At 56.5% G+C, this 18103-nt stretch carries 16 protein-coding genes; 8 read left to right on the top strand and 8 right to left on the bottom strand.

Annotated features, from left to right (window positions below; all coding sequences use genetic code 11):
- Window positions 1-4 precede the first annotated feature (4 nt).
- Window positions 5-292 carry a VF530 family protein gene (locus tag FZF21_RS11115; RefSeq protein WP_003857097.1) on the bottom strand — a complete coding sequence of 96 codons (288 nt, stop codon included), beginning with the start codon at window positions 290-292 and terminating at the stop codon, window positions 5-7.
- A 130-nt stretch (window positions 293-422) separates the two neighbouring features.
- The gene (locus FZF21_RS11110) at window positions 423-1904 is read right to left on the bottom strand and encodes a UbiD family decarboxylase (protein ID WP_045334891.1); all 1482 of its coding nucleotides are present in this window, start codon (window positions 1902-1904) and stop codon (window positions 423-425) included.
- 111 nt (window positions 1905-2015) lie between these two features.
- On the opposite strand from FZF21_RS11110, the gene FZF21_RS11105 reads away from it, so the two are divergent.
- On the top strand, window positions 2016-2900 hold the full coding sequence (locus tag FZF21_RS11105) for a LysR substrate-binding domain-containing protein (RefSeq protein ID WP_017382331.1): 885 nt from the start codon (window positions 2016-2018) through the stop codon (window positions 2898-2900).
- Here FZF21_RS11105 and FZF21_RS11100 read toward each other — a convergent pair.
- Entirely contained in the window at window positions 2891-3814 is a 924-nt protein-coding gene (locus FZF21_RS11100) for a LysR family transcriptional regulator (RefSeq protein ID WP_047738587.1), read from the bottom strand. The two genes, FZF21_RS11105 and FZF21_RS11100, sit on opposite strands and share 10 nt — an antisense overlap.
- Window positions 3815-3830: 16 nt before the next feature.
- Entirely contained in the window at window positions 3831-4712 is an 882-nt protein-coding gene (locus tag FZF21_RS11095) for a LysR substrate-binding domain-containing protein (protein ID WP_017693407.1), read from the bottom strand.
- Window positions 4713-4821: 109 nt separating this feature from the next.
- Between FZF21_RS11095 and FZF21_RS11090 the strand changes: the two genes are divergently transcribed.
- Window positions 4822-5406, top strand: a complete 585-nt coding sequence (locus FZF21_RS11090; RefSeq protein WP_047365052.1) for a nuclear transport factor 2 family protein — start codon at window positions 4822-4824, stop codon at window positions 5404-5406.
- A gap of 117 nt (window positions 5407-5523) precedes the next feature.
- On the opposite strand, the gene FZF21_RS11085 is transcribed toward FZF21_RS11090, so the two are convergent.
- The 3 genes from FZF21_RS11085 to FZF21_RS11075 all read right to left on the bottom strand — a co-directional run bounded on the left by FZF21_RS11085 (window position 5524) and on the right by FZF21_RS11075 (window position 8132).
- On the bottom strand, window positions 5524-6501 hold the full coding sequence (locus FZF21_RS11085; protein ID WP_045338515.1) for an MBL fold metallo-hydrolase: 978 nt from the start codon (window positions 6499-6501) through the stop codon (window positions 5524-5526).
- A gap of 107 nt (window positions 6502-6608) precedes the next feature.
- Window positions 6609-7493 (bottom strand): SDR family oxidoreductase, encoded by an 885-nt coding sequence (locus FZF21_RS11080; RefSeq protein ID WP_017382335.1) that lies wholly within the window; start codon window positions 7491-7493, stop codon window positions 6609-6611.
- Between the two features lie 111 nt (window positions 7494-7604).
- On the bottom strand, window positions 7605-8132 hold the full coding sequence (locus tag FZF21_RS11075; RefSeq protein WP_032653615.1) for a GNAT family N-acetyltransferase: 528 nt from the start codon (window positions 8130-8132) through the stop codon (window positions 7605-7607).
- Window positions 8133-8263: 131 nt separating this feature from the next.
- Here FZF21_RS11075 and treZ point away from each other — a divergent pair, with 131 nt between their 5' ends.
- From treZ to glgX, 3 genes are read left to right on the top strand one after another with little or no spacing between them, the layout of a single operon-like run.
- A complete protein-coding gene (treZ, locus tag FZF21_RS11070) occupies window positions 8264-10051 on the top strand; it encodes a malto-oligosyltrehalose trehalohydrolase (RefSeq protein ID WP_063945878.1) in 1788 nt (595 codons plus the stop codon).
- Window positions 10048-12516: a malto-oligosyltrehalose synthase gene (gene treY, locus FZF21_RS11065; RefSeq protein WP_149121324.1), complete on the top strand. Its 2469-nt coding sequence runs from the start codon at window positions 10048-10050 to the stop codon at window positions 12514-12516. The genes treZ and treY overlap by 4 nt, the downstream gene beginning before the upstream one ends.
- A gap of 15 nt (window positions 12517-12531) precedes the next feature.
- Window positions 12532-14607: a glycogen debranching protein GlgX gene (glgX, locus tag FZF21_RS11060; RefSeq protein WP_063945876.1), complete on the top strand. Its 2076-nt coding sequence runs from the start codon at window positions 12532-12534 to the stop codon at window positions 14605-14607.
- On the opposite strand, the gene FZF21_RS11055 is transcribed toward glgX, so the two are convergent.
- Complete coding sequence (locus FZF21_RS11055; RefSeq protein WP_017382340.1) at window positions 14604-15152, bottom strand: winged helix DNA-binding protein; 549 nt, start codon at window positions 15150-15152, stop codon at window positions 14604-14606. The two genes, glgX and FZF21_RS11055, sit on opposite strands and share 4 nt — an antisense overlap.
- Window positions 15153-15376: 224 nt before the next feature.
- On the opposite strand from FZF21_RS11055, the gene FZF21_RS11050 reads away from it, so the two are divergent.
- The 3 genes from FZF21_RS11050 to FZF21_RS11040 are packed head-to-tail and all read left to right on the top strand — an operon-like array spanning window position 15377 to window position 18087.
- The gene (locus tag FZF21_RS11050; RefSeq protein WP_003857121.1) at window positions 15377-16099 is read left to right on the top strand and encodes a DUF969 domain-containing protein; all 723 of its coding nucleotides are present in this window, start codon (window positions 15377-15379) and stop codon (window positions 16097-16099) included.
- A complete protein-coding gene (locus tag FZF21_RS11045; protein ID WP_017382341.1) occupies window positions 16096-17082 on the top strand; it encodes a DUF979 domain-containing protein in 987 nt (328 codons plus the stop codon). Before FZF21_RS11050 ends, FZF21_RS11045 begins: the two co-directional genes overlap by 4 nt.
- A 9-nt stretch (window positions 17083-17091) precedes the next feature.
- Window positions 17092-18087: a DUF2891 domain-containing protein gene (locus FZF21_RS11040; RefSeq protein ID WP_017382342.1), complete on the top strand. Its 996-nt coding sequence runs from the start codon at window positions 17092-17094 to the stop codon at window positions 18085-18087.
- The last annotated feature ends 16 nt before the right edge of the window (window positions 18088-18103 follow it).

Genomic DNA, 18103 nt, shown 5'->3' with positions numbered 1-18103 from the left:
CGTGTTAGCTCCTGGGTGTCCGGCTATCCGTCCAGGGATTAAACGCCGGTTCGTCCTGTTCCCCGTTACCGTCATCGTGAAGAGAGTCGAGGTAGAGGGCTTCAACTTCCGCCCGCGCCCATGGGGTGCGGCGCAGGAACTTCAGACTCGATTTAACACTCGGGTCCTTGCGAAAACAGTTGATTTTGATTCGGTTGCCCAGTTCATTCCAGCCATATCGCGCAACCAGCGCGTTAACCTGCATTTCGAGCGTTACGCCATGCAAAGGATCGTTGGAAACATGTGCTGTCATAGGCGTCCGGTAGTCTCATTTTTTATGGGGATGTGATAAACGCTCAAAGGTTACAAGAAAGCAGGGGACGCGGCAATTTCAGCGTGAGGTTCTTCACCCGTGAAGGGTGAAGAAGATTTTCCGGTTAACGCTATTTTTTAAACAGTTCAGGCGCCCACGGCGTCGGGTCTACCTCCATAAAGGGCGCACGCTCAAAGCGGGACTTCAGCGCCCAGGGCACCGTACAGTCGAAAATCGTTTTGCAGGTGATCCCGTTGCCACGAATGGAGGGGCTGTAGTCCGGCGTCTGAGACGGATCGAGCTGGTGTCCGCGGATCCCCGGCAGATGGGTGATGCTGACATCGCCCTGCATACGGGTGGTCATCGCCCACAGGATGTCGTCGCTGTCGAAAATATCCACATCTTCGTCGACGAGAATAATGTTTTTAAGCTCGGAATAGGTGGCTAACGCAATGAGTGCCGCCTGACCCTGACGCCCTTCGTCAGAGGGCTGGCGTTTTTTCACCTGCAATACGCCAAGAAACTTGCCGCCGCCAGCGGTATGCGCATAGACGTTTTGCAGAAAACCGGGGATGGCTTCTTCGACCGCATTACGGATACTGGCCTCCGTTGGCAAACCGGCCAGCGTGGTGTGCTCCTCGCCCGGTCCTACCAGGGTTTGCAGGATCGCCTGATGACGCATCGTGACGGCCTTCACTTTGATTACCGGTAAGGAGGGGTTAGCCTCCCCGCAGTAGCCGGGAAATTCCGGCATCGCGTGCCCGGTGTGGGTATGCTGATCTTCTTCTACACGCACGCCCGGCAGCAGTTCGCCTTCGATGATAATTTCCGCACGCGCTATCGCTTTTTCATTTACGGCCACACCCTGCACCAGCTCGACGGGGGTCTGACGTAACGCGCCGGCGACACCCAGCTCGTTGTAGCCGAAGGGCGTGGTAGGGGCTTCGAAACAGGCGCCAATATAGATAGCGGGATCGAGACCCATATTGATCGTGACCGGCAACGGTTTGCCCGCCTCCTCGGCTTTCTTACGGAATACTTCAATATGGCGGCCCGCGGCAAGAAACATGGAGAGCTCATCGCGCTCCTGCACGCAGAGACGGTGAATAGTGACATCGGTCAGTGAGGCATCTTCCGGATCGCTTGCCAGCACCAGCCCCAGACAGAAGAACGGACCGGCATCTATCGGCGTGTTGGTCGGTGCCGGAAGCAATTTACGCAGATCGAAGTCCGGATCGTCGGCATAAAACACCTGTTCCTGACACGGCGCCTGTGCCGCCGGAACCACAACGGGAGCAATCGGGTTTTTCACGGCCTGGCCGACATGTTTTGCCAGTTCAGAGGGCTCGCAGCCCAACAGGAGCGCCGCCCGCTCGCGGCTGGCGTGCATTCCGACCAGAATACGCGAGTCGGGATATCCCTTAATAGCGTTAAACATCATCGCCGGGCCAATGCGCGTCGGACGTTTTACCGTGCCGCCAGCACCAATATGCCGGTACACACCCGCCAGCTCCGCGTCAGGATCGACCGGATGGCTGGTTTCAAGGTATTGACCTTCATGGCGTTTGAGCAGTTCGATAGCACTTCTGAGATCGTTGATGTGGTTTTTCATATTTCCCTCCTCGGATGAAGGCTTCCATTCTTAACCGGACGAAGAGGGCTATCAATTGCATCATTTATGCTATTTTAATATGAATTTTATTATCAATAATAAAGGCATGGTATGCAGTTTCGACTGATGCGCAATTTCATCGTGGTGGCGGAAGAGCTTCACATGCATCGGGCGGCGGAGCGCCTTAACATGGCGCAGCCAGCGCTGAGCCAGCAGATAAAAACGCTTGAAGATCGTCTTGGGGTCTTGCTCTTTAGCCGGGCGAATCGTCGCCTGACGCTGACGCCAGCCGGTGAGGCATTTCTCAGTAAAGCCAGAGTCGCGATTTTAATGACCGATCAGGCGATTCTGGATGCCAGACAGACGGCCAGAGGGGAACAGGGCGTGCTGAATCTCGGATGTGTTTCAAGTGCGATATTCGACAGTAAGCTACCCGCCGCGCTGCGGCTTTTACATGAGAAATGGCCCGCCATCAGCCTTTCCATGATGACGGGTAACGTGCAAACCCTTTATACCGGCGTGCAAAGCAACCAGCTGGATGTGGCCATTATTCGTGCCCCGTTACCGCTATTGCCTGACGATCTGCAAAGCCGTCCATTTACAACGGAAAAGGCCGTGCTGGCCTTACCTCGTCAACATAGCCTGGCGGGCTCCGCCGCGCTGACGCTTGCGTCGGTGAAAGAGGAGAAGTGGATCGCCCTGCGCGACCCGGAGGGGATGGGGCTGGAGCAATATTTCTATGATGCCTGCCACAGCGCGGGCATACAGCCTGACGTTGTGCAAAATGCCACCGATGTCCCCACAGTGATAAGTCTCGTCTCGGCAGGGTTTGGCATCGCCATGCTGCCGGCTTCAGCGAAGGCGATATGCGTACAAAACGTCGTCTTTGTGGATATTCTTGACCGACTCCGGGAGAGCGAGCTGACGCTGGTTTGCCACCGGATTATTCGCTCTGAGGTCCTGAAAAAATTGATGAGCATCCTCGATCATACCTGACGTCCGGCGGCCTGAAGAAGCTGTTCTCGCAGCCAGCGGTTAGCCGGATCCTGGCTGTTTTTCGGGTGCCAGTACATACCGATGACGATCGGCGGGAGATCCAGCGGCGGCGGAAAAATATCAAGCGTTTGCGTGAACCGTAGCAACATGCGTCTGGGTAGGGTGCAGAGCAAATCGGTACCGGCAACAATCGCAGGCGCCATCGCATAGCTTTGCGTCGACATCACCACGTTACGCTGGTGGCCAAGCCCCGCCAGATGCTGATCGACAAAGCCCGCGAACGGGTTGCCCTCGGATGAAACCACCAGGTGGGAAAGGCTGCAATAGCTTTCCAGATCCATCGGCCCCGTACCGCGCGGATGGCCTTTACGCTGGGCGGTGGCATATTCATCGTCAAACAGCTTGCGTCTGACCCATGCATCGTGCGCCCCCGCGTTAACGCCGACATAAATATCCACATCGCCATTTTCCATCTGCGCTGGCAGCAGCGGGGTTTCCGGGAGCGCAAAACGCAGGCGGATGCCTGGTGCTGCGCTGCTAATCTGATTCTGCAACTCTGCCCCCAGCATCAGCGCCGGGTTCTCGTGCAGGGCAATCACAAAGGTGCGGGTGCTGTTATGCGCGTTGAACGTGGTGGGTTCAAGCATCGCCGATATACCCTGCAAAACCGTCGCGACCTGCGGCCTTAGCGCCTCGGCGCGCGGCGTAGGTAACACCCCACGTCCGTGTGGGGAAGGGATAAACAGCGGCTCATTGAACAGGACGCGCAGGCGCGCAAGGCGGGCAGACATCGCCGGCTGGCTGATGCCCAGCCGCGCGGCCGCATGGGTGATATTCTGATCCCTGAGTAACGCATCCAGCGTCAGGATCAGGTCCATATCCATATCGGAGGAGGGCATCTTATTGTGCGTCATAGCTTGCTGCCGTTGTTCAACAGGGAAGGTTAGCCATTGCCAGAAAAGCAGTCACTGCATTACCTGGCTCCTGCATGCGGCTGATCATGACCAGATTTGCGGTCAGCGCCTGAGCATTCAGGTTGCGGTAAATCAGTCCGGGTATTTGCACCTGTTGCAGGGGGGCGGGAACCAGCGCCAGACCGAGCCCGGCTGCGGCAAATGCCAGAACGCTTAGCGTACTGTTTGAACGATGTGCCACGCAAAAACCATCCCCGAGCTGCTGCGCCAGCAGCACAGTCAGATTTTCATTGGCGTCATGCGCGTCGTACAGGACCAGGGGATGACCGGCGAGCATTTCAACGGAGAGGTGCGGATGGATGGCTAAGGGATGATCGTCACACATTGCGATTATCATCTCCCAGTTTCCGGTTTTCTGCACCCTGATCTGCGGATCGGCTGTCGTACTGTTATCCGGTGTATAACCGACATCAATATGCCCTGCGAGGATCGCAGCTACCTGTTTCTGGGGAGCGATTTCCTGAATGGTGACTTCTGCATCCGGATGGGTTTTACGGAAGCGACGTACATCGGTAATCATTTTGCCACTAAAAATGGCGTTCCCGGCAAAACCGACCCGTACACGCCCTGTTTCTCCCCGTATCGCACGCTGGACTGCCAGACGCGTGTGTTCCATTTGTTCCAGCATCAGTCTGGCTTCGCTGAGAAGAAGCGATCCGGCCTCAGTAAGTTCCACACGACGGCTGGTGCGGATAAACAGCGGACCGCCTAACTCAGTTTCAAGGGCTTTAATCTGCATGCTGAGCGCAGGCTGAACAATATTGAGTCGCTCAGCCGCGCGTCCAAAATGCTCTTCTTCTGCAACAGCCAAAAAATAGCGTAAGTGCCGGAGTTCCATTGCCACCCTGACTCATCATTAAAAATGATTGTTTAGTAAAATATATATATTTGAGTATAAACCGCTTCACGGCCAAACTGAACGCATCAACTCAAACAGGAATCAAACAATGCAAACTCACCAACTGCAAGACCGTCAGGATCTTAACGACCTCATGAATGGCTGGATGCACCGCGACCTGGGCGAATGGGAGCAGCTGCGTAATCTTTTTCATCCGGACGGCACAATCGAAATTACGTGGTTCGAAGGGCTCGCGAGCGATTTTGTCGAGGGTTCCATGCGTATGGGCGCTTCAGATTTGCGCACAAAACATATGATTGGCTCGCCCGTCGTCACTTTTAACGACCGCGGCGACAAAGCGATTCTTGAAACCAATGCGATGATCATCGCTGAAAATATAAAACTTAATATTGGATGCGAATGCCACAATCGTTTCTACGATCTGGCAGAAAAGAGAGAGGGCGTATGGAAGCTGTTCCATCGTCAGAGCATCTACGACATGGGTATTTTCACCTTTCCGCTGGGCCCGGTTGAGATTGATTCAAAAATTGCTGCCAACTATCCGCGGGAATATGCCGCGCTAGCTTATCTGCTGGAACAAAGCGGTTTCCCCCTCAGCCGCGTATTTGCCACGCGTGACAGTGAACTAGAAGCGAATATGAAAGCGAACGCAAAAAAATGGCTGGCTGTCTGACAGGTTGAGCGCAGGGCCGAACAGATTTCGCCGGCTGGTTAATACCCGGCCGCGGGGCCCTGGGCGTGAGATAGCGGTCCCAGGCTGAAATATTTAGCCTGGGACGCAGAGACTCTCTTATTGGGCGTCCCGGTTGGTATAGGTCACCGGAACCCACGCGTAGCCTTCCCGCTCACCTTTCTTCACATACCCGATCCCGGGGAAAGGCAGATGTGGCGCCGCAATCAGATCTTTGTTTTTCACAAACTCAGCGAACGCTGCGTTGCGTACCCGGGCGGCTCCGTCCTGATCCTCATCGTAAGCAATCGTCACGTTGGGCTGTGGGAACTGAACCGCGGCAACGTGAATGATGTCGCCGACAAAGGTAATTTTTTCACCTTTGCTCTCCAGCGTGTAGAACGCGGACCCTGGGGTGTGGCCCGGGTGAACCGTACCACTGATGCCCGGCAGAAGCTGTTCCGTCCCGGAGAAAGTCTTCACTTTTCCGGCGTCAAGATAGGGCTTTAAGGTCTTGCGCGCGACGTCGAAGTAGTTCTGGTCATAGCCGGACTTTTTCTGGTTCTCGTCGTTAAAGAAGAAATCGATATCCGGTTTGCCGACATAGACCTGCGCGCGGGTAAACACGCGCTGACCGTCTTTAACCAGGCCGCCAGCATGATCGGAGTGCGCATGGGTGATCAGGATATCGGTAATATCCTGCGGTTTAATGCCCTGCGTCGCCAGGCTTTCAATCAGCCGCCCGCCTTTGCCGGGGCCAAAGAGCTGACCGGAACCGGTATCCACCAGAATTTTGTGGCCGGGGATGGCGATATAGAACGCGTTAATCGACGCTTCCACCGGATTGGCCTGGAAGTTTTTAGCCAGTAACGCATCGGTATTTTCTGCCGTCGTCCGACGCAGTAAGGCGTGCAGATCCTGCGGCACGCTGCCGTCCGTAAAGGCGGTGACAATCGTATCGCCAACCTGAACGCTGTAGCCGCCAGCCTGCTGTTTCACCACATGCTGTGGAACGCTGGCCAACGCGTGGATCGCGGGAAAGAATAAAACCGAACCGGTCAACAGGGTTGATAACGCAAGTTTTTTCACAGTAAACATGATGGGCTCCTCAATAGTAAGTTCATCATAGTTCAACTGAGATTTTTGAGAACAGCAGGGAAGTGAATGTGACCTATCCATGAAATGGATAGGTCTGAGAGAATGCTTTACAGCACGCCGGTACCGCCGTCAGAGCACCATACTTGTCCGGAGGCGTATGAGCAGGTATCTGAGGCAAAAAGCACATACAGCGGTGCGATTTCAACCGGCTGGCCCGGTCGGCCCAGGGGCGTATCTTCCCCGAACTTTTGAACTTTGGACTGCGGCTGACCGCCGCTGGACTGAAGAGGCGTCCAGTATGGACCTGGCGCGACGGCATTCACCCGAATGCCACGCGGCCCCAGCTGCTGAGCCAGAGACTTGGTAAAGGCCACGTTACAGGCTTTGGTCTGCGCATAGTCCACCAGGATCGCGCTCGGTTTAAACGCCTGAACGGAAGTGGTGTTGATGATCACGGCGCCTTCCTGCAAATGGCGCAGCGCAGCTTTAGTGATCCAGAAGGGGGCATAGACGTTGGTTTTAAACGTCGCGTCGAAATCTGCCGTGGTGAGATCGTCGATCGATTCGCAGTACTGCTGGCGTCCAGCGTTGTTCACCAGGATATCCAGGCCACCCAGTTCCGCGACGGCTTTTTCCACCAGCGTATCGCAGAACGACTCCACGCGAATGTCGCCGGGAATGGCGACCGCTTTACGGCCTTCGGCCCGAATCAGCGCAATGACCGATGCCGCATCGGACTCCTCTTCCGGGAGATAGCCAATAGCCACATCTGCACCTTCACGGGCATAGGCGATCGCTACCGCGCGACCAATTCCGGAATCACCGCCAGTAATCAGCGCTTTTTTTCCTGCCAGTTTTCCTGACCCGATATAACTTGTTTCACCGTGATCCGGTATTGGCTTCATTTCCGATGCCAGCCCGGGGGCCCTTTGCGGTTGTTCAGCAAACGGTGGACGAGGGTAATGCAGCGTGTGATTATTTCCTGTAGACATACCGGCCTCCTTAATAGTGAATTCCAAGATTAGTCGTTAATTAAACGTAAGCGGGCAAAATTGACAAATTCAGACAAATCTATCTTCTGGTAGCGGATATAAAATATTTTCTCAAGCCAGCATGTAATACCAGAAAAGGGCGACCTCATCTTTTTCCGGCAGGGCGTTGTAAAGGTAGCGATCGTAACCGCCGAGAATAAACCCATAGTGACGATAGAACTGACAGGCAGAAACATTAACGTTCTGCGTCTCCAGCCGTAACCCGGGCGCATTGAGGCTTCGCGCCCAGACGTGGGTGGCGGACATCAGCTTGTGCGCCGCGCCCGTACGGCGTTTTGAACGCTCCACGGCAATGTAATCCACCGAAATAAATTTATTCCAGTTGCAGGACGCGGTAATAAAACCGGCGATTTCACCGTCATCCGTTTCGGCGATAAGAAATATTGAATCCGGATTAACGCAATGATTTTCCAGCGTCTGGAGATCAAGTTCATAGGTTTTAAGATAAGGTTCGGTCAGCGCCTCGATATGCAAATCACCATTGAGAAATGGCTCTCTGGCAATCTCATCAACCTTGAAAGAAAAATCACAACATTCAAGGCGGGCGAGGTCTGTACTTAATCCTTTTCGAATATGCATAGTATTCCTTAAGTGGGAGTTATAAATAGATAATAGACGAAGCGGCATCCCCTGCTGGCATAACACTCTGTAGATCCTGGTCTAAGCTTGTATTTCGTTCCGCGTAAAAGGTGGTCATTCGAGGACAATGAATGGAATTCAGAACATGTCGCAGGCACTGGGGTGCTGAGTTTATTTCCGATGACGTTGTACGTTTTCGCGTCTGGGCAGAAGGGCAGAAAGATCTCACATTGCGTTTAACCGATACCGACATTCCCATGGCGGCGGTGGGCGACGGCTGGTTTCAGATTGACGTGCCCGGCGTCAGGCACGGTACGACGTATCAGTTTGTTTTACAGGATGGAATGGCGGTGCCGGACCCGGCCTCGCGCGCGCAGCAGTCTGACGTCAACGGCCCGTCGGTGGTGATCGACCCGCGTCGCAGCCTGCCCACTCAGCGGGAATGGCAAGGACGACCGTGGGAAGAGACGGTGATCTACGAGCTGCATATCGGCACCTTCACCGGGGAAGGAACCTTCAGGGCGGCCATCGGCAAACTGCCTTATCTGGCCGAACTGGGTATTACGCAACTGGAAGTGATGCCCGTGTCCCAGTTCGGGGGCGCGCGCGGATGGGGGTATGACGGCGTGCTGCTGTATGCCCCGCACTCGGCTTATGGCACACCGGATGATTTTCATGCCTTCATCGATGCCGCCCACGCGCTCGGGCTTTCCGTGGTGCTGGATATCGTACTCAACCACTTTGGCCCGGAAGGGAACTACTTGCCGTTGCTCTCACCGGCGTTTTTCCATCAGGATCGTATGACCCCGTGGGGCAACGGTATTGCCTATGAGGTTGAGGCCGTCCGGCAATACATCGCCGAGGCGCCGTTATTCTGGCTCTCGGAGTATCATCTTGACGGTCTGCGCTTCGACGCCATCGACCAGATCCATGACGACGCTGAGACCCATATTCTTCCCGAGATAGCGCAACGGATCCGCGACGCATTTCCGGATCGGCATATCCATCTGACCACCGAAGACAGTCGCAACGTGATTTTCCTGCATCCGCGCGATGAGCATGGTCAGACGCCGCTTTTCACCGCCGAATGGAATGATGATTTTCACAACGCCGCGCATGTCTTCGCGACCGGGGAATCACACGCCTATTATCAGGATTTTGCCTTTGAGCCGGAGAAAAAACTGGCGCGGGCGCTGGCAGAGGGCTTTGTCTACCAGGGGGAAATCTCGCTTCAGACCGGAAAATCGCGCGGGGTAGAGTGTCGCGAGCAACCTCCGCAGTTTTTTGTCGATTTTATTCAGAATCACGACCAGGTCGGCAACCGTGCCCGGGGGGAGAGGCTTATCTCTCTGGCAGGCGCGGATAAAACGCGTGTGCTGTTCGCGGCGCTGCTCCTGTCGCCCCATATTCCGCTGCTGTTTATGGGCGAGGAGTATGGCGAAACGCATCCGTTCCTCTTTTTCACCGACTTCCACGGCGACCTGGCGAAAGCCGTGCGGGAAGGGCGCGCGAAAGAGTTCACCGGCCATGCCGGGCACGATGAAACCGTACCGGACCCCAATGACGTAAATACCTTTATGCGGTCGAAGCTTGACTGGAACAAGGCAGACACGCAGGAAGGCAGGGCGTGGCTGCACGCTACGCGCGAACTGATTGCGCTGCGTCAGCGCTTTATCGTCCCGCTACTGAAACAGCGGGGCGCCGTGGAGGGTAACGTCCTGCAAACGGCGCTCGGCATGGTTGCCGTGAGCTGGCGTTTCCCGTCCGGTACGCTGTCGCTGGCGCTGAATATCGGCAAAAAGCCGCTCGCCTTACCGAACCTGCCCGGAAAAACGATCTTTAGCTGGCCGGAGGCAGTCGATAACCTGCCGCCAAACAGCATTGTTGTTCGCTTAGCTGATGGAGAAGCAGCGCTATGATCCCTTCCTCTACTTACCGAATTCAGTTTCGCAACGGCATGACCTTCGATCGCGTGGTGGACCTGATTCCGTATATGAAAGACCTTGGAATTAGCCATCTTTACGCGTCGCCTGTTTTCACCGCAACCACGGATTCCACCCACGGCTATGACGTGACCGACCCCAACGAAATCGACCCGGCGATTGGCGGGCGGGAAGGGTTTGACCGCATGGCGGCAGCGCTGAAACAGGCGGGGATGGGGCTGATTCTGGATATCGTTCCTAACCATATGTCGACCTCGCTGGAAAACCGCTGGTGGCGCGATGTTATCGAACAAGGCAGGCAGAGCCGCTATGCGGCGTATTTTGATATCGACTGGTCCCGACCGCTGACGTTGCCGTTTCTTGGCGACACCTTTGTAGCCGAGCTAGAGCGGGGGGCTTTCACCTTAAAACGTGACAGTGTCACCAACAGCGCAGCGCTGGTTTACTATGATACCGCCTATCCGCTTAATCCCGGCACGTATGCCGAAGGCAAGAGCATCGCTGAGATCCACGAGGCGCAAAGCTGGCGGCTGATGTCCTGGCGGGAAGCGCCGAAACAGCTTTCATGGCGGCGCTTTTTTGAAATCACCGGGCTGGTCGGCGTGCGGGTAGAGGATGAGGCGGTCTTCGCAGACACGCACCGCCTGATCCTTGAGCTTGTTCACGCCGGGGTTGTCGACGGCCTGCGCATTGACCATGTGGACGGGCTTGCCGATCCGCTGGGCTATTTGCAACGCCTGCGTGCGGCGACCGGACCGGATTGCTACATCACGGTTGAGAAGATCCTCGCAAAAGGGGAACAGCTTCCTCCGGAGTGGCCGGTCTCGGGGACCACGGGCTATGAGTTCATCGCCTCGCTGGCGGAAGTGCTGGTGGACGATACCAACCTCTCGCGACTGGAGACGCTCTACGATGAGACGCTGGGTACGACCGTGGACAGGCAGGCGGAACTTCGCAAAGCCAAAGGGCTGATGACCGATCGTAATTTTGAAGGTGAATTTACCACGCTGCTCAAAATAGCCAGCGAGCTGGCCGGGCATAACGGCGCCGAAGTGGAGCATGAGGATATCCGCCATGCCCTGCGCGAGCTGCTTATCGCGTTTCCGGTGTATCGCACCTACGGCACCGGAGAGGGGCTGACGCCACCGGATGTGGCGCTGCTCAGTCGCGTGGTCGCCAGCGTCGACACCTCTGAACCCGCGCTCAGCCTGATCGTGCGTATTCTTACCGGCGATCTGCCGGAGGAGGACCACGCGCTGGCCTCGCTTTTCCGCACCCGTTTTCAGCAACTGACCGGGCCGCTGATGGCGAAATCGGTAGAGGATACGCTGTTCTTCCGCCATAACCTGGAGCTGGCTCTGAACGAAGTCGGCGCTGACCCGACGCCGCGCGCATTTTCACTTTCCCGTTTTCACCAGGAGATGCGCATTCGTCTTGCCCGCCAGCCCGATGCGCTGCTGGGAACCTCCACCCACGACACCAAACGCGGCGAGGATGCGCGAGCGCGACTATACACGCTGACGGAAGCGCCAGATCTGTGGGGGGAAAACCTGGCGCGCTGGCGGCAGATGAACCAGACGCAGGTCCGATTCCTCAACGACGGCACCGCGCCGAACGCCGCCGACACCTGGATGATCTTCCAGGCGCTGGCGGGCGTCTGGCCAGCCACGCTGTCGCCTGACGATCGAGATGGCCTTAAGTCACTGGAAGAGCGTTTTCTCGGCTTTATTGAGAAAGCCCTGCGCGAGGCCAAGCAGCGTACCGACTGGATCGACAGCAACGAAGGGTACGAGAGCGTGGTGCTGGACTACGTGCGCCATCTGCTCTCCCCGGATAACACCCTGTTCCTGCGTGATTTCAGTGCCGCACTCCAGCCGTTTATTCGGGCTGGGTTAATGAACAGCCTGAGCCAGACGGTGATCAAGCTGACTGCGCCAGGCGTACCGGACATCTACCAGGGCAGCGAAGGGCTTAACTTCAGCCTGGTCGACCCGGATAACCGCCGCGAACCGGATTTCACCGCGCTGGCGGAAAACCTCAGCGTAGCGGATGGAACCATTTTTAACGATGCGCAACGCTGGCGAGACGGCAGCGTGAAGCAGTACGTCACCGCCACGCTGTTACGGCTGCGGCCGCATTACCCCGCGCTTTTCCGCTACGGCGACTGGCTGCCGCTGAAGGTGACCGGCGAGCGGGAGGAGAATCTGATCGTTTATGCCCGCATAAAAGATGACGAGGCGCTGATCGTCGCCGTGCCGCGTCTGGTGTTTGACGTCACCGACAATGCGATGCTGTGGGCCAATACTACGGTGGCCATACCCCAGGAGCTGGCCGGGAAGTACTACCGGGATCTGTTTACCGGTGAGCGTCGCCTTCTGCCAGAGACGCTGGATTTAACGTCTGAAAAGGGATGTTTGTTGGTTCTGCTTACCTGCGAATAATCGAGGAGAACAAAAATGCCAAAGGATACAACGTTTGAAATTCGGGCCGGTCATGGCCAACAGTTGGGCGCAAATTATGACGGAAAAGGAGTGAACTTCGCTCTGTTTTCCGCCCATGCGGAGCGGGTAGAGCTGTGTCTGTTTGATCCTTCGGGAAAAACAGAAATAGCCCGCCTGGAACTGCCGGAATATACCCATGAGGTCTGGCACGGCTATGTGCCGGATCTGAAACCGGGGGCGCTGTATGGTTACCGTGTGTATGGCCCTTACGATCCGGAGAACGGTCACCGCTTCAATCCCAATAAGCTGCTTATTGACCCCTATGCCCGTGAACTGGTGGGTGACATTGAGTGGAACGATGCCCACTTCGGCTATGAGCTGGGACACGATGAGCTGGATCTCAGCTTTGATACGCGAGACAGCGCGCCGTTTACGCCCAAATGTAAGGTCATCGACCCCTATTCCGTCGACTGGCAAGACTCCCGCCGACCCGATATCCCGTGGCCGCATACCGTGGTTTATGAGAGCCACGTAAAAGGCTTTACCCAGCTTAACCCGGCTATTCCGCCTGAACTGCGCGGTACGTTTGAGGGGATGGGGCATAAAGCGTCGGTGGAGTACATCAAAAGCCTCGGGATTACCTCGGTCGAGCTGCTGCCGGTTCACTGGTTCCCTGACGATCAGCACCTGCTCGATCGCGGTCTGAAAAACTTCTGGGGCTATAACTCGCTCGGTTTCTTTGCGCCAGCGTCACGCTATTACGGCCCGGCGGGGATCCAGGGTTTCCGCGACATGGTGCGTGCCTATCATGACGCGGGCATCGAGGTGATCCTCGACGTGGTCTATAACCACACGGCGGAGGGCAACGAGCTGGGGCCAACCCTGTCGTTTAAGGGAATTGATAACTTCTGTTATTACCGCACCATGCCGGATCAGCACCGGTATTACATCAACGACACCGGCACCGGAAACACCGTTAATACTTCACACCCGCGCGTATTGCAGATGGTCATGGACTCCCTGCGTTACTGGGCAGAATCGATGCAGATTGACGGTTTCCGCTTTGACCTCGGGACCATTCTCGGACGTGAGCCGGAGGGGTTCGATCCGCGCGGCGGCTTCTTCGATGCCGTGACCCAGGATCCGGTGCTGTCGAAGCTGAAGCTCATCGGTGAGCCGTGGGATATCGGCCCCGGCGGGTATCAAGTGGGGGGCTTCCCGCCAGGCTGGGGTGAGTGGAACGACAAATACCGCGATACGGTACGTGAATACTGGAAGGGGGATAACGTCTCTAACGATTTTGCCGCCCGTCTGTTAGGGTCCGGTGATTTGTACGATCTGCGCGGGCGTCGTCCGTGGGCCAGCGTCAATTTTATTACCGCGCATGACGGCTTCACGCTGAACGACCTGGTGTCGTACAACGAGAAACATAACGCCGATAACGGGGAAGATAATAACGACGGACATAACGATAACCGGTCGTATAACTACGGTGAAGAGGGGCCGACGGAGAACCCGGATATCATCGCCACCCGCGAGCGGCAAAAGCGCAACTTCCTCACCACGCTCTTCTTCTCCCACGGCACGCCGATGCTGCTGGCAGGCGATGAGTTTGGCCGGACGCAAAAGGGCAATAATAACGGCTATTGTCAGGACAGCGAGATCTCCTGGGTAAACTGGGAAGGACTCACTGAAAACGACGAGAAGCTGCGCGACTTTACCCGTCGGTTGATTGCCCTGCGCGCGACGCAGCCGCTGCTGCGACGTGAAAACTGGCGCGACGGGCTGGAGATCCGCTGGTTTAACGCCGGTGGCGGACCGCAGCAGTCGGAACAATGGGACGAGGGTTCCACCCTTGGTCTTGCCATCAGCCGTCCCGATCTTGAGCAGGAAGAGGGCGTCTGGCACGACGTGCTGATGCTGTTTAACCCGTTTGAAGGCACGGTGCCATTCCAGATCCCCCAGTTTGGCGAAGGGGGTTGGGTGCTGGAGCTTTCGACGGCGGATGAGGCCCCCACAGGGGAAATCATCACGGAATCCGTCGATTATGAACTGGCCGGGCGGAGCATGTCGCTTTTCCGCCGTCCTTAAAGCGAGGCCGCCGCGCGTGCGGCGGTATCATACAGGGAGGAGATCGCGCGGAGTAACTGCGCGGTCTCGCCAATTGATGCTCCCGGAATGCCGCTTTCCGCATGAATGTTGATCAGGCAGGCCTCCCGCACCTCCCGGTACTTCATGCACAGCGCTTTTCCCTCCTCCGTGGTGGAGAAAAAAAGCTCTTTTCCGGCTTTCTCGCTGGTGACATATCCCGCCTTGACCAGCTTTTTCAGCGCATACGTTACCACGTGGGTATCTTCCACGTTCAGCACAAAGCAGATGTCGGCCAGCTTTTTCTTGCGGTTGCGGTGATTCACGTGGTGCAGAAGCGAAACGTCAAAGGCCCCCATATCCGGTTCACCCGCTGCGGTCATGCAGCGCACCATCCATTTGTTAAACGCATTGCTGGTCATGATCAGCGCATATTCCAGCTCTGATAATTCAGCACACCGCTCTGAGACGAGATGACGGGAGGAGACGATTCGCCCGTCCGCAATATCGTCGTGGTTTAACGCCGTCGTCTTTTTGTTTACTGTCATAACGATCCTTCCCCCGAAATGTAAACCCGTCGATAAAATAAGAACATTTTATTGATAAATTGTTTACATGTTTTTGACGTTCAGATATAGCTTTTTATTGCAGGTTCTGTGGAGCCTGACGCAAAACACAACATCGCGCGCCGTAATGCACCGGCTTCGCTCTGCTGCGAAGTATAAAAAATAGCCGTCGGCGCGCAACGCTCACTTTGGATAGGGTAACGTTTATGGACAGTTCTACACTGTTGCCACTTATCGGGATTCCGGTGGTGGTTATTGGTTTTGCACTGCGTTTCAACCCGCTGCTGGTTGTCGTGGTGGCGGGGCTGGCGACGGGCCTGCTGGTTGGCATGGATTTCGGTATGCTGCTGGAAACCTTTGGCGAAAAGTTCGTGAATAGCCGATCGCTTGCCACCTTCATTCTGATCCTGCCGGTGATTGGCCTGCTGGAGTACTACGGGCTGAAAGAGCGCGCCCAGGCCTGGGTCGCGAAGATCGCCAGCGCCACCTCGGCGCGTATCCTGATGCTTTACTTTGTTGCCCGCGAAGGGACGGCTGCGCTGGGCCTGATGTCCCTTGGCGGCCACGCGCAAACGGTGCGTCCGCTGCTGGCGCCGATGGCGGAAGGGGCGGCCCTGAATGAATACGGCGAACTGCCGCAGACTATCCGCGACAAAATCAAAGCCCATGCCGCCGCGTGTGACAATATCGCGGTTTTCTTTGGGGAAGATATCTTTATCGCCTTTGGCGCGGTACTGCTGATTGATGCGTTCCTGAAAGAGAACGGGATCGAGGGGATCGAACCGCTGCATATCGGCCTGTGGGCCATTCCGACCGCTATTGCGGCACTGATCATCCATATGACGCGTCTGCTGCGCCTCGACGCCAGCATTCGTCGCGACGTGATGGCCTGGAAAGCAGAGCAGGGTACGCAGGAGATCGCACCATGATGACCCTCATCACCATTAACCGCGTGTATTACCTGATCGGCTTCGTCGTGATGCTGCTGGTTGTGATGACCCTTCGCGACCGCGCTAACCCGAAACGCTATACCACGGCGCTGTTCTGGTTTCTGTTCGGCGGGATCTTCCTGTTTGGCGATCTGATGGTGCAGGAGCTGGGTAAGTCGCTGGCGTATCGCATTATTGGCGGCGCCGTTATCGTGATTGCGCTGCTGGCCGGTTTCGGGCTGGTCGGGAAGGGGCATTATAAAATGTCCACCGAGGAGGAGCGTGTTGCCTCGTCGAACCGGCTGAAAAACTGGCTGTTTTTACCGGCACTGATGATCCCCGTGGTAACGGTCATCGGGACGCTGTTTCTGAAAGGCGTGTCGATTGGCGGCGTTTATCTGCTCGACCAGAAACAGCTTACGCTGGCGGCGCTCTGCGTAGCCTGCGTGGCGGCTATCCTTACCGGCTGGTGGCTGACAAAAGGTACGCCGCTGCATGCGGTGCGTCAGTCTCGTCGGCTGGTCGATACCATTGGCTGGGCGGTGATCCTGCCGCAGATGCTCGCCATGCTCGGCGGGGTGTTTGTGGTGGCGAATACCGGCGAATCGGTACAAAAGGTGGTCAGCCTGTTTGTGAACCCGGACAGCCGCTTCATGCTGGTGGTCATTTACTGCGTGGGGATGGCGCTGTTTACCATGATCATGGGTAATGCCTTCGCAGCCTTCCCGGTGTTAAGCGCCGGTATCGCTCTGCCATTCCTGATTAACGTCCATCACGGTAACCCGGCGCCGCTGCTGGCTATCGGTATGTACGCAGGCTATTGCGGCACGCTGATGACGCCGATGGCCGCCAACTTCAACATTGTGCCCGCCGCGCTGCTGGAGCTAAAAGACAAATATCAGGTTATCAAGATCCAGATCCCGACCGCGTTAACCCTGCTGGTGGTGAACGTGTTCTTAATGTATTTCCTCGTGTTTCGCTAAGGAGCTGCAATGGAATTAACGCAACATCAGGCTGACGCCTTCGCCAGAATGCCGTTGACCTATTTACGTCAGGAATACCCGAACCACATTATGCATCTGCTCAACGATGACGGCGACGTTTTGCCGCCTCGCGAGCTGCACCCGATCTTTTACGGCTGTTTTGACTGGCACTCTGCGGTGCACGGCTACTGGCTGCTGCTGCGCTGCCTGCGTCTCTGGCCCGAACTGCCGTGCCGGGAAGAGATCATCACTCTGTTCGAAGAACACCTGATCGACGAGAAGGTGGCGAAGGAGCTGGCCTATTTTACCGCGCCGTTCCGCGCGTCGTTTGAGCGGCCTTATGGCTACGGCTGGCTGCTGGCGCTGGCGCAGGAGCTGAAACAGTCGTCACTGCCACAGGCGGAGCGCTGGTACCAGACGCTGCAACCGTTAACGCGGGATATTCGCCAGCGGCTGGTGGATTACCTCAGCAAGCTCACCTATCCCATCCGCGTCGGAACACATTACAACACGGCGTTTGCGCTCGCGCTGGGGCTGGATTATGCCCGGGCGGTGACGGATGACGGGCTTGAACAGGCTATCCTGGACGCGGCGACGCGCTTTTATCATACGGACACGCAATATCCGGCGCATTATGAGCCGGGCGGCGACGAGTATATCTCCGGGGCGCTGACCGAGGCGTTACTGATGAGTAAGGTGGTAGAGAATTTCCCGGCCTGGTTCGATGCGTTTCTGCCTGAAGTGGGTGCCGTTTCAGCGCTGATGAACCCGGCTGAGGTAAGCGACCGCACCGACCCGAAAATCGCACATCTGGACGGGCTTAACCTCAGCCGCGCGTGGTGTATGAAGCACATTGCCCGTGCTCTGCCGGAAAACCACCCGGCGCAACAGGCGTTACAGGATGCCGTTGCGCGCCATCTCTCGGCAAGCGTGGAGCATGTTGTCGGCAGTCACTACAGCGGCGGCCACTGGCTGGCGAGTTTTGCGCTGCTGGCGCTGGAGTAGCGATTAGTTATATTTT

Source organism: Enterobacter sp. LU1, from assembly GCF_008271405.2.
GTDB lineage: Bacteria > Pseudomonadota > Gammaproteobacteria > Enterobacterales > Enterobacteriaceae > Enterobacter > Enterobacter hormaechei_C.
This window is presented reverse-complemented; position numbering and strand designations above follow the sequence as displayed.

Coding starts and splice junctions, on each gene's coding strand:
- FZF21_RS11095 (WP_017693407.1), bottom strand. CDS start 4,712: ATGGAACTCCGGCACTTACGCTATTTTTTGGCTGTTGCAGAAGAAGAG.
- FZF21_RS11085 (WP_045338515.1), bottom strand. CDS start 6,501: ATGTTTACTGTGAAAAAACTTGCGTTATCAACCCTGTTGACCGGTTCG.
- FZF21_RS11040 (WP_017382342.1), top strand. CDS start 17,092: ATGGAATTAACGCAACATCAGGCTGACGCCTTCGCCAGAATGCCGTTG.
- FZF21_RS11045 (WP_017382341.1), top strand. CDS start 16,096: ATGATGACCCTCATCACCATTAACCGCGTGTATTACCTGATCGGCTTC.
- FZF21_RS11080 (WP_017382335.1), bottom strand. CDS start 7,493: ATGTCTACAGGAAATAATCACACGCTGCATTACCCTCGTCCACCGTTT.
- treY (WP_149121324.1), top strand. CDS start 10,048: ATGATCCCTTCCTCTACTTACCGAATTCAGTTTCGCAACGGCATGACC.
- FZF21_RS11050 (WP_003857121.1), top strand. CDS start 15,377: ATGGACAGTTCTACACTGTTGCCACTTATCGGGATTCCGGTGGTGGTT.
- FZF21_RS11110 (WP_045334891.1), bottom strand. CDS start 1,904: ATGAAAAACCACATCAACGATCTCAGAAGTGCTATCGAACTGCTCAAA.
- FZF21_RS11090 (WP_047365052.1), top strand. CDS start 4,822: ATGCAAACTCACCAACTGCAAGACCGTCAGGATCTTAACGACCTCATG.
- FZF21_RS11105 (WP_017382331.1), top strand. CDS start 2,016: ATGCAGTTTCGACTGATGCGCAATTTCATCGTGGTGGCGGAAGAGCTT.
- FZF21_RS11055 (WP_017382340.1), bottom strand. CDS start 15,152: ATGACAGTAAACAAAAAGACGACGGCGTTAAACCACGACGATATTGCG.
- FZF21_RS11100 (WP_047738587.1), bottom strand. CDS start 3,814: ATGACGCACAATAAGATGCCCTCCTCCGATATGGATATGGACCTGATC.
- FZF21_RS11075 (WP_032653615.1), bottom strand. CDS start 8,132: ATGCATATTCGAAAAGGATTAAGTACAGACCTCGCCCGCCTTGAATGT.
- treZ (WP_063945878.1), top strand. CDS start 8,264: ATGGAATTCAGAACATGTCGCAGGCACTGGGGTGCTGAGTTTATTTCC.
- glgX (WP_063945876.1), top strand. CDS start 12,532: ATGCCAAAGGATACAACGTTTGAAATTCGGGCCGGTCATGGCCAACAG.
- FZF21_RS11115 (WP_003857097.1), bottom strand. CDS start 292: ATGACAGCACATGTTTCCAACGATCCTTTGCATGGCGTAACGCTCGAA.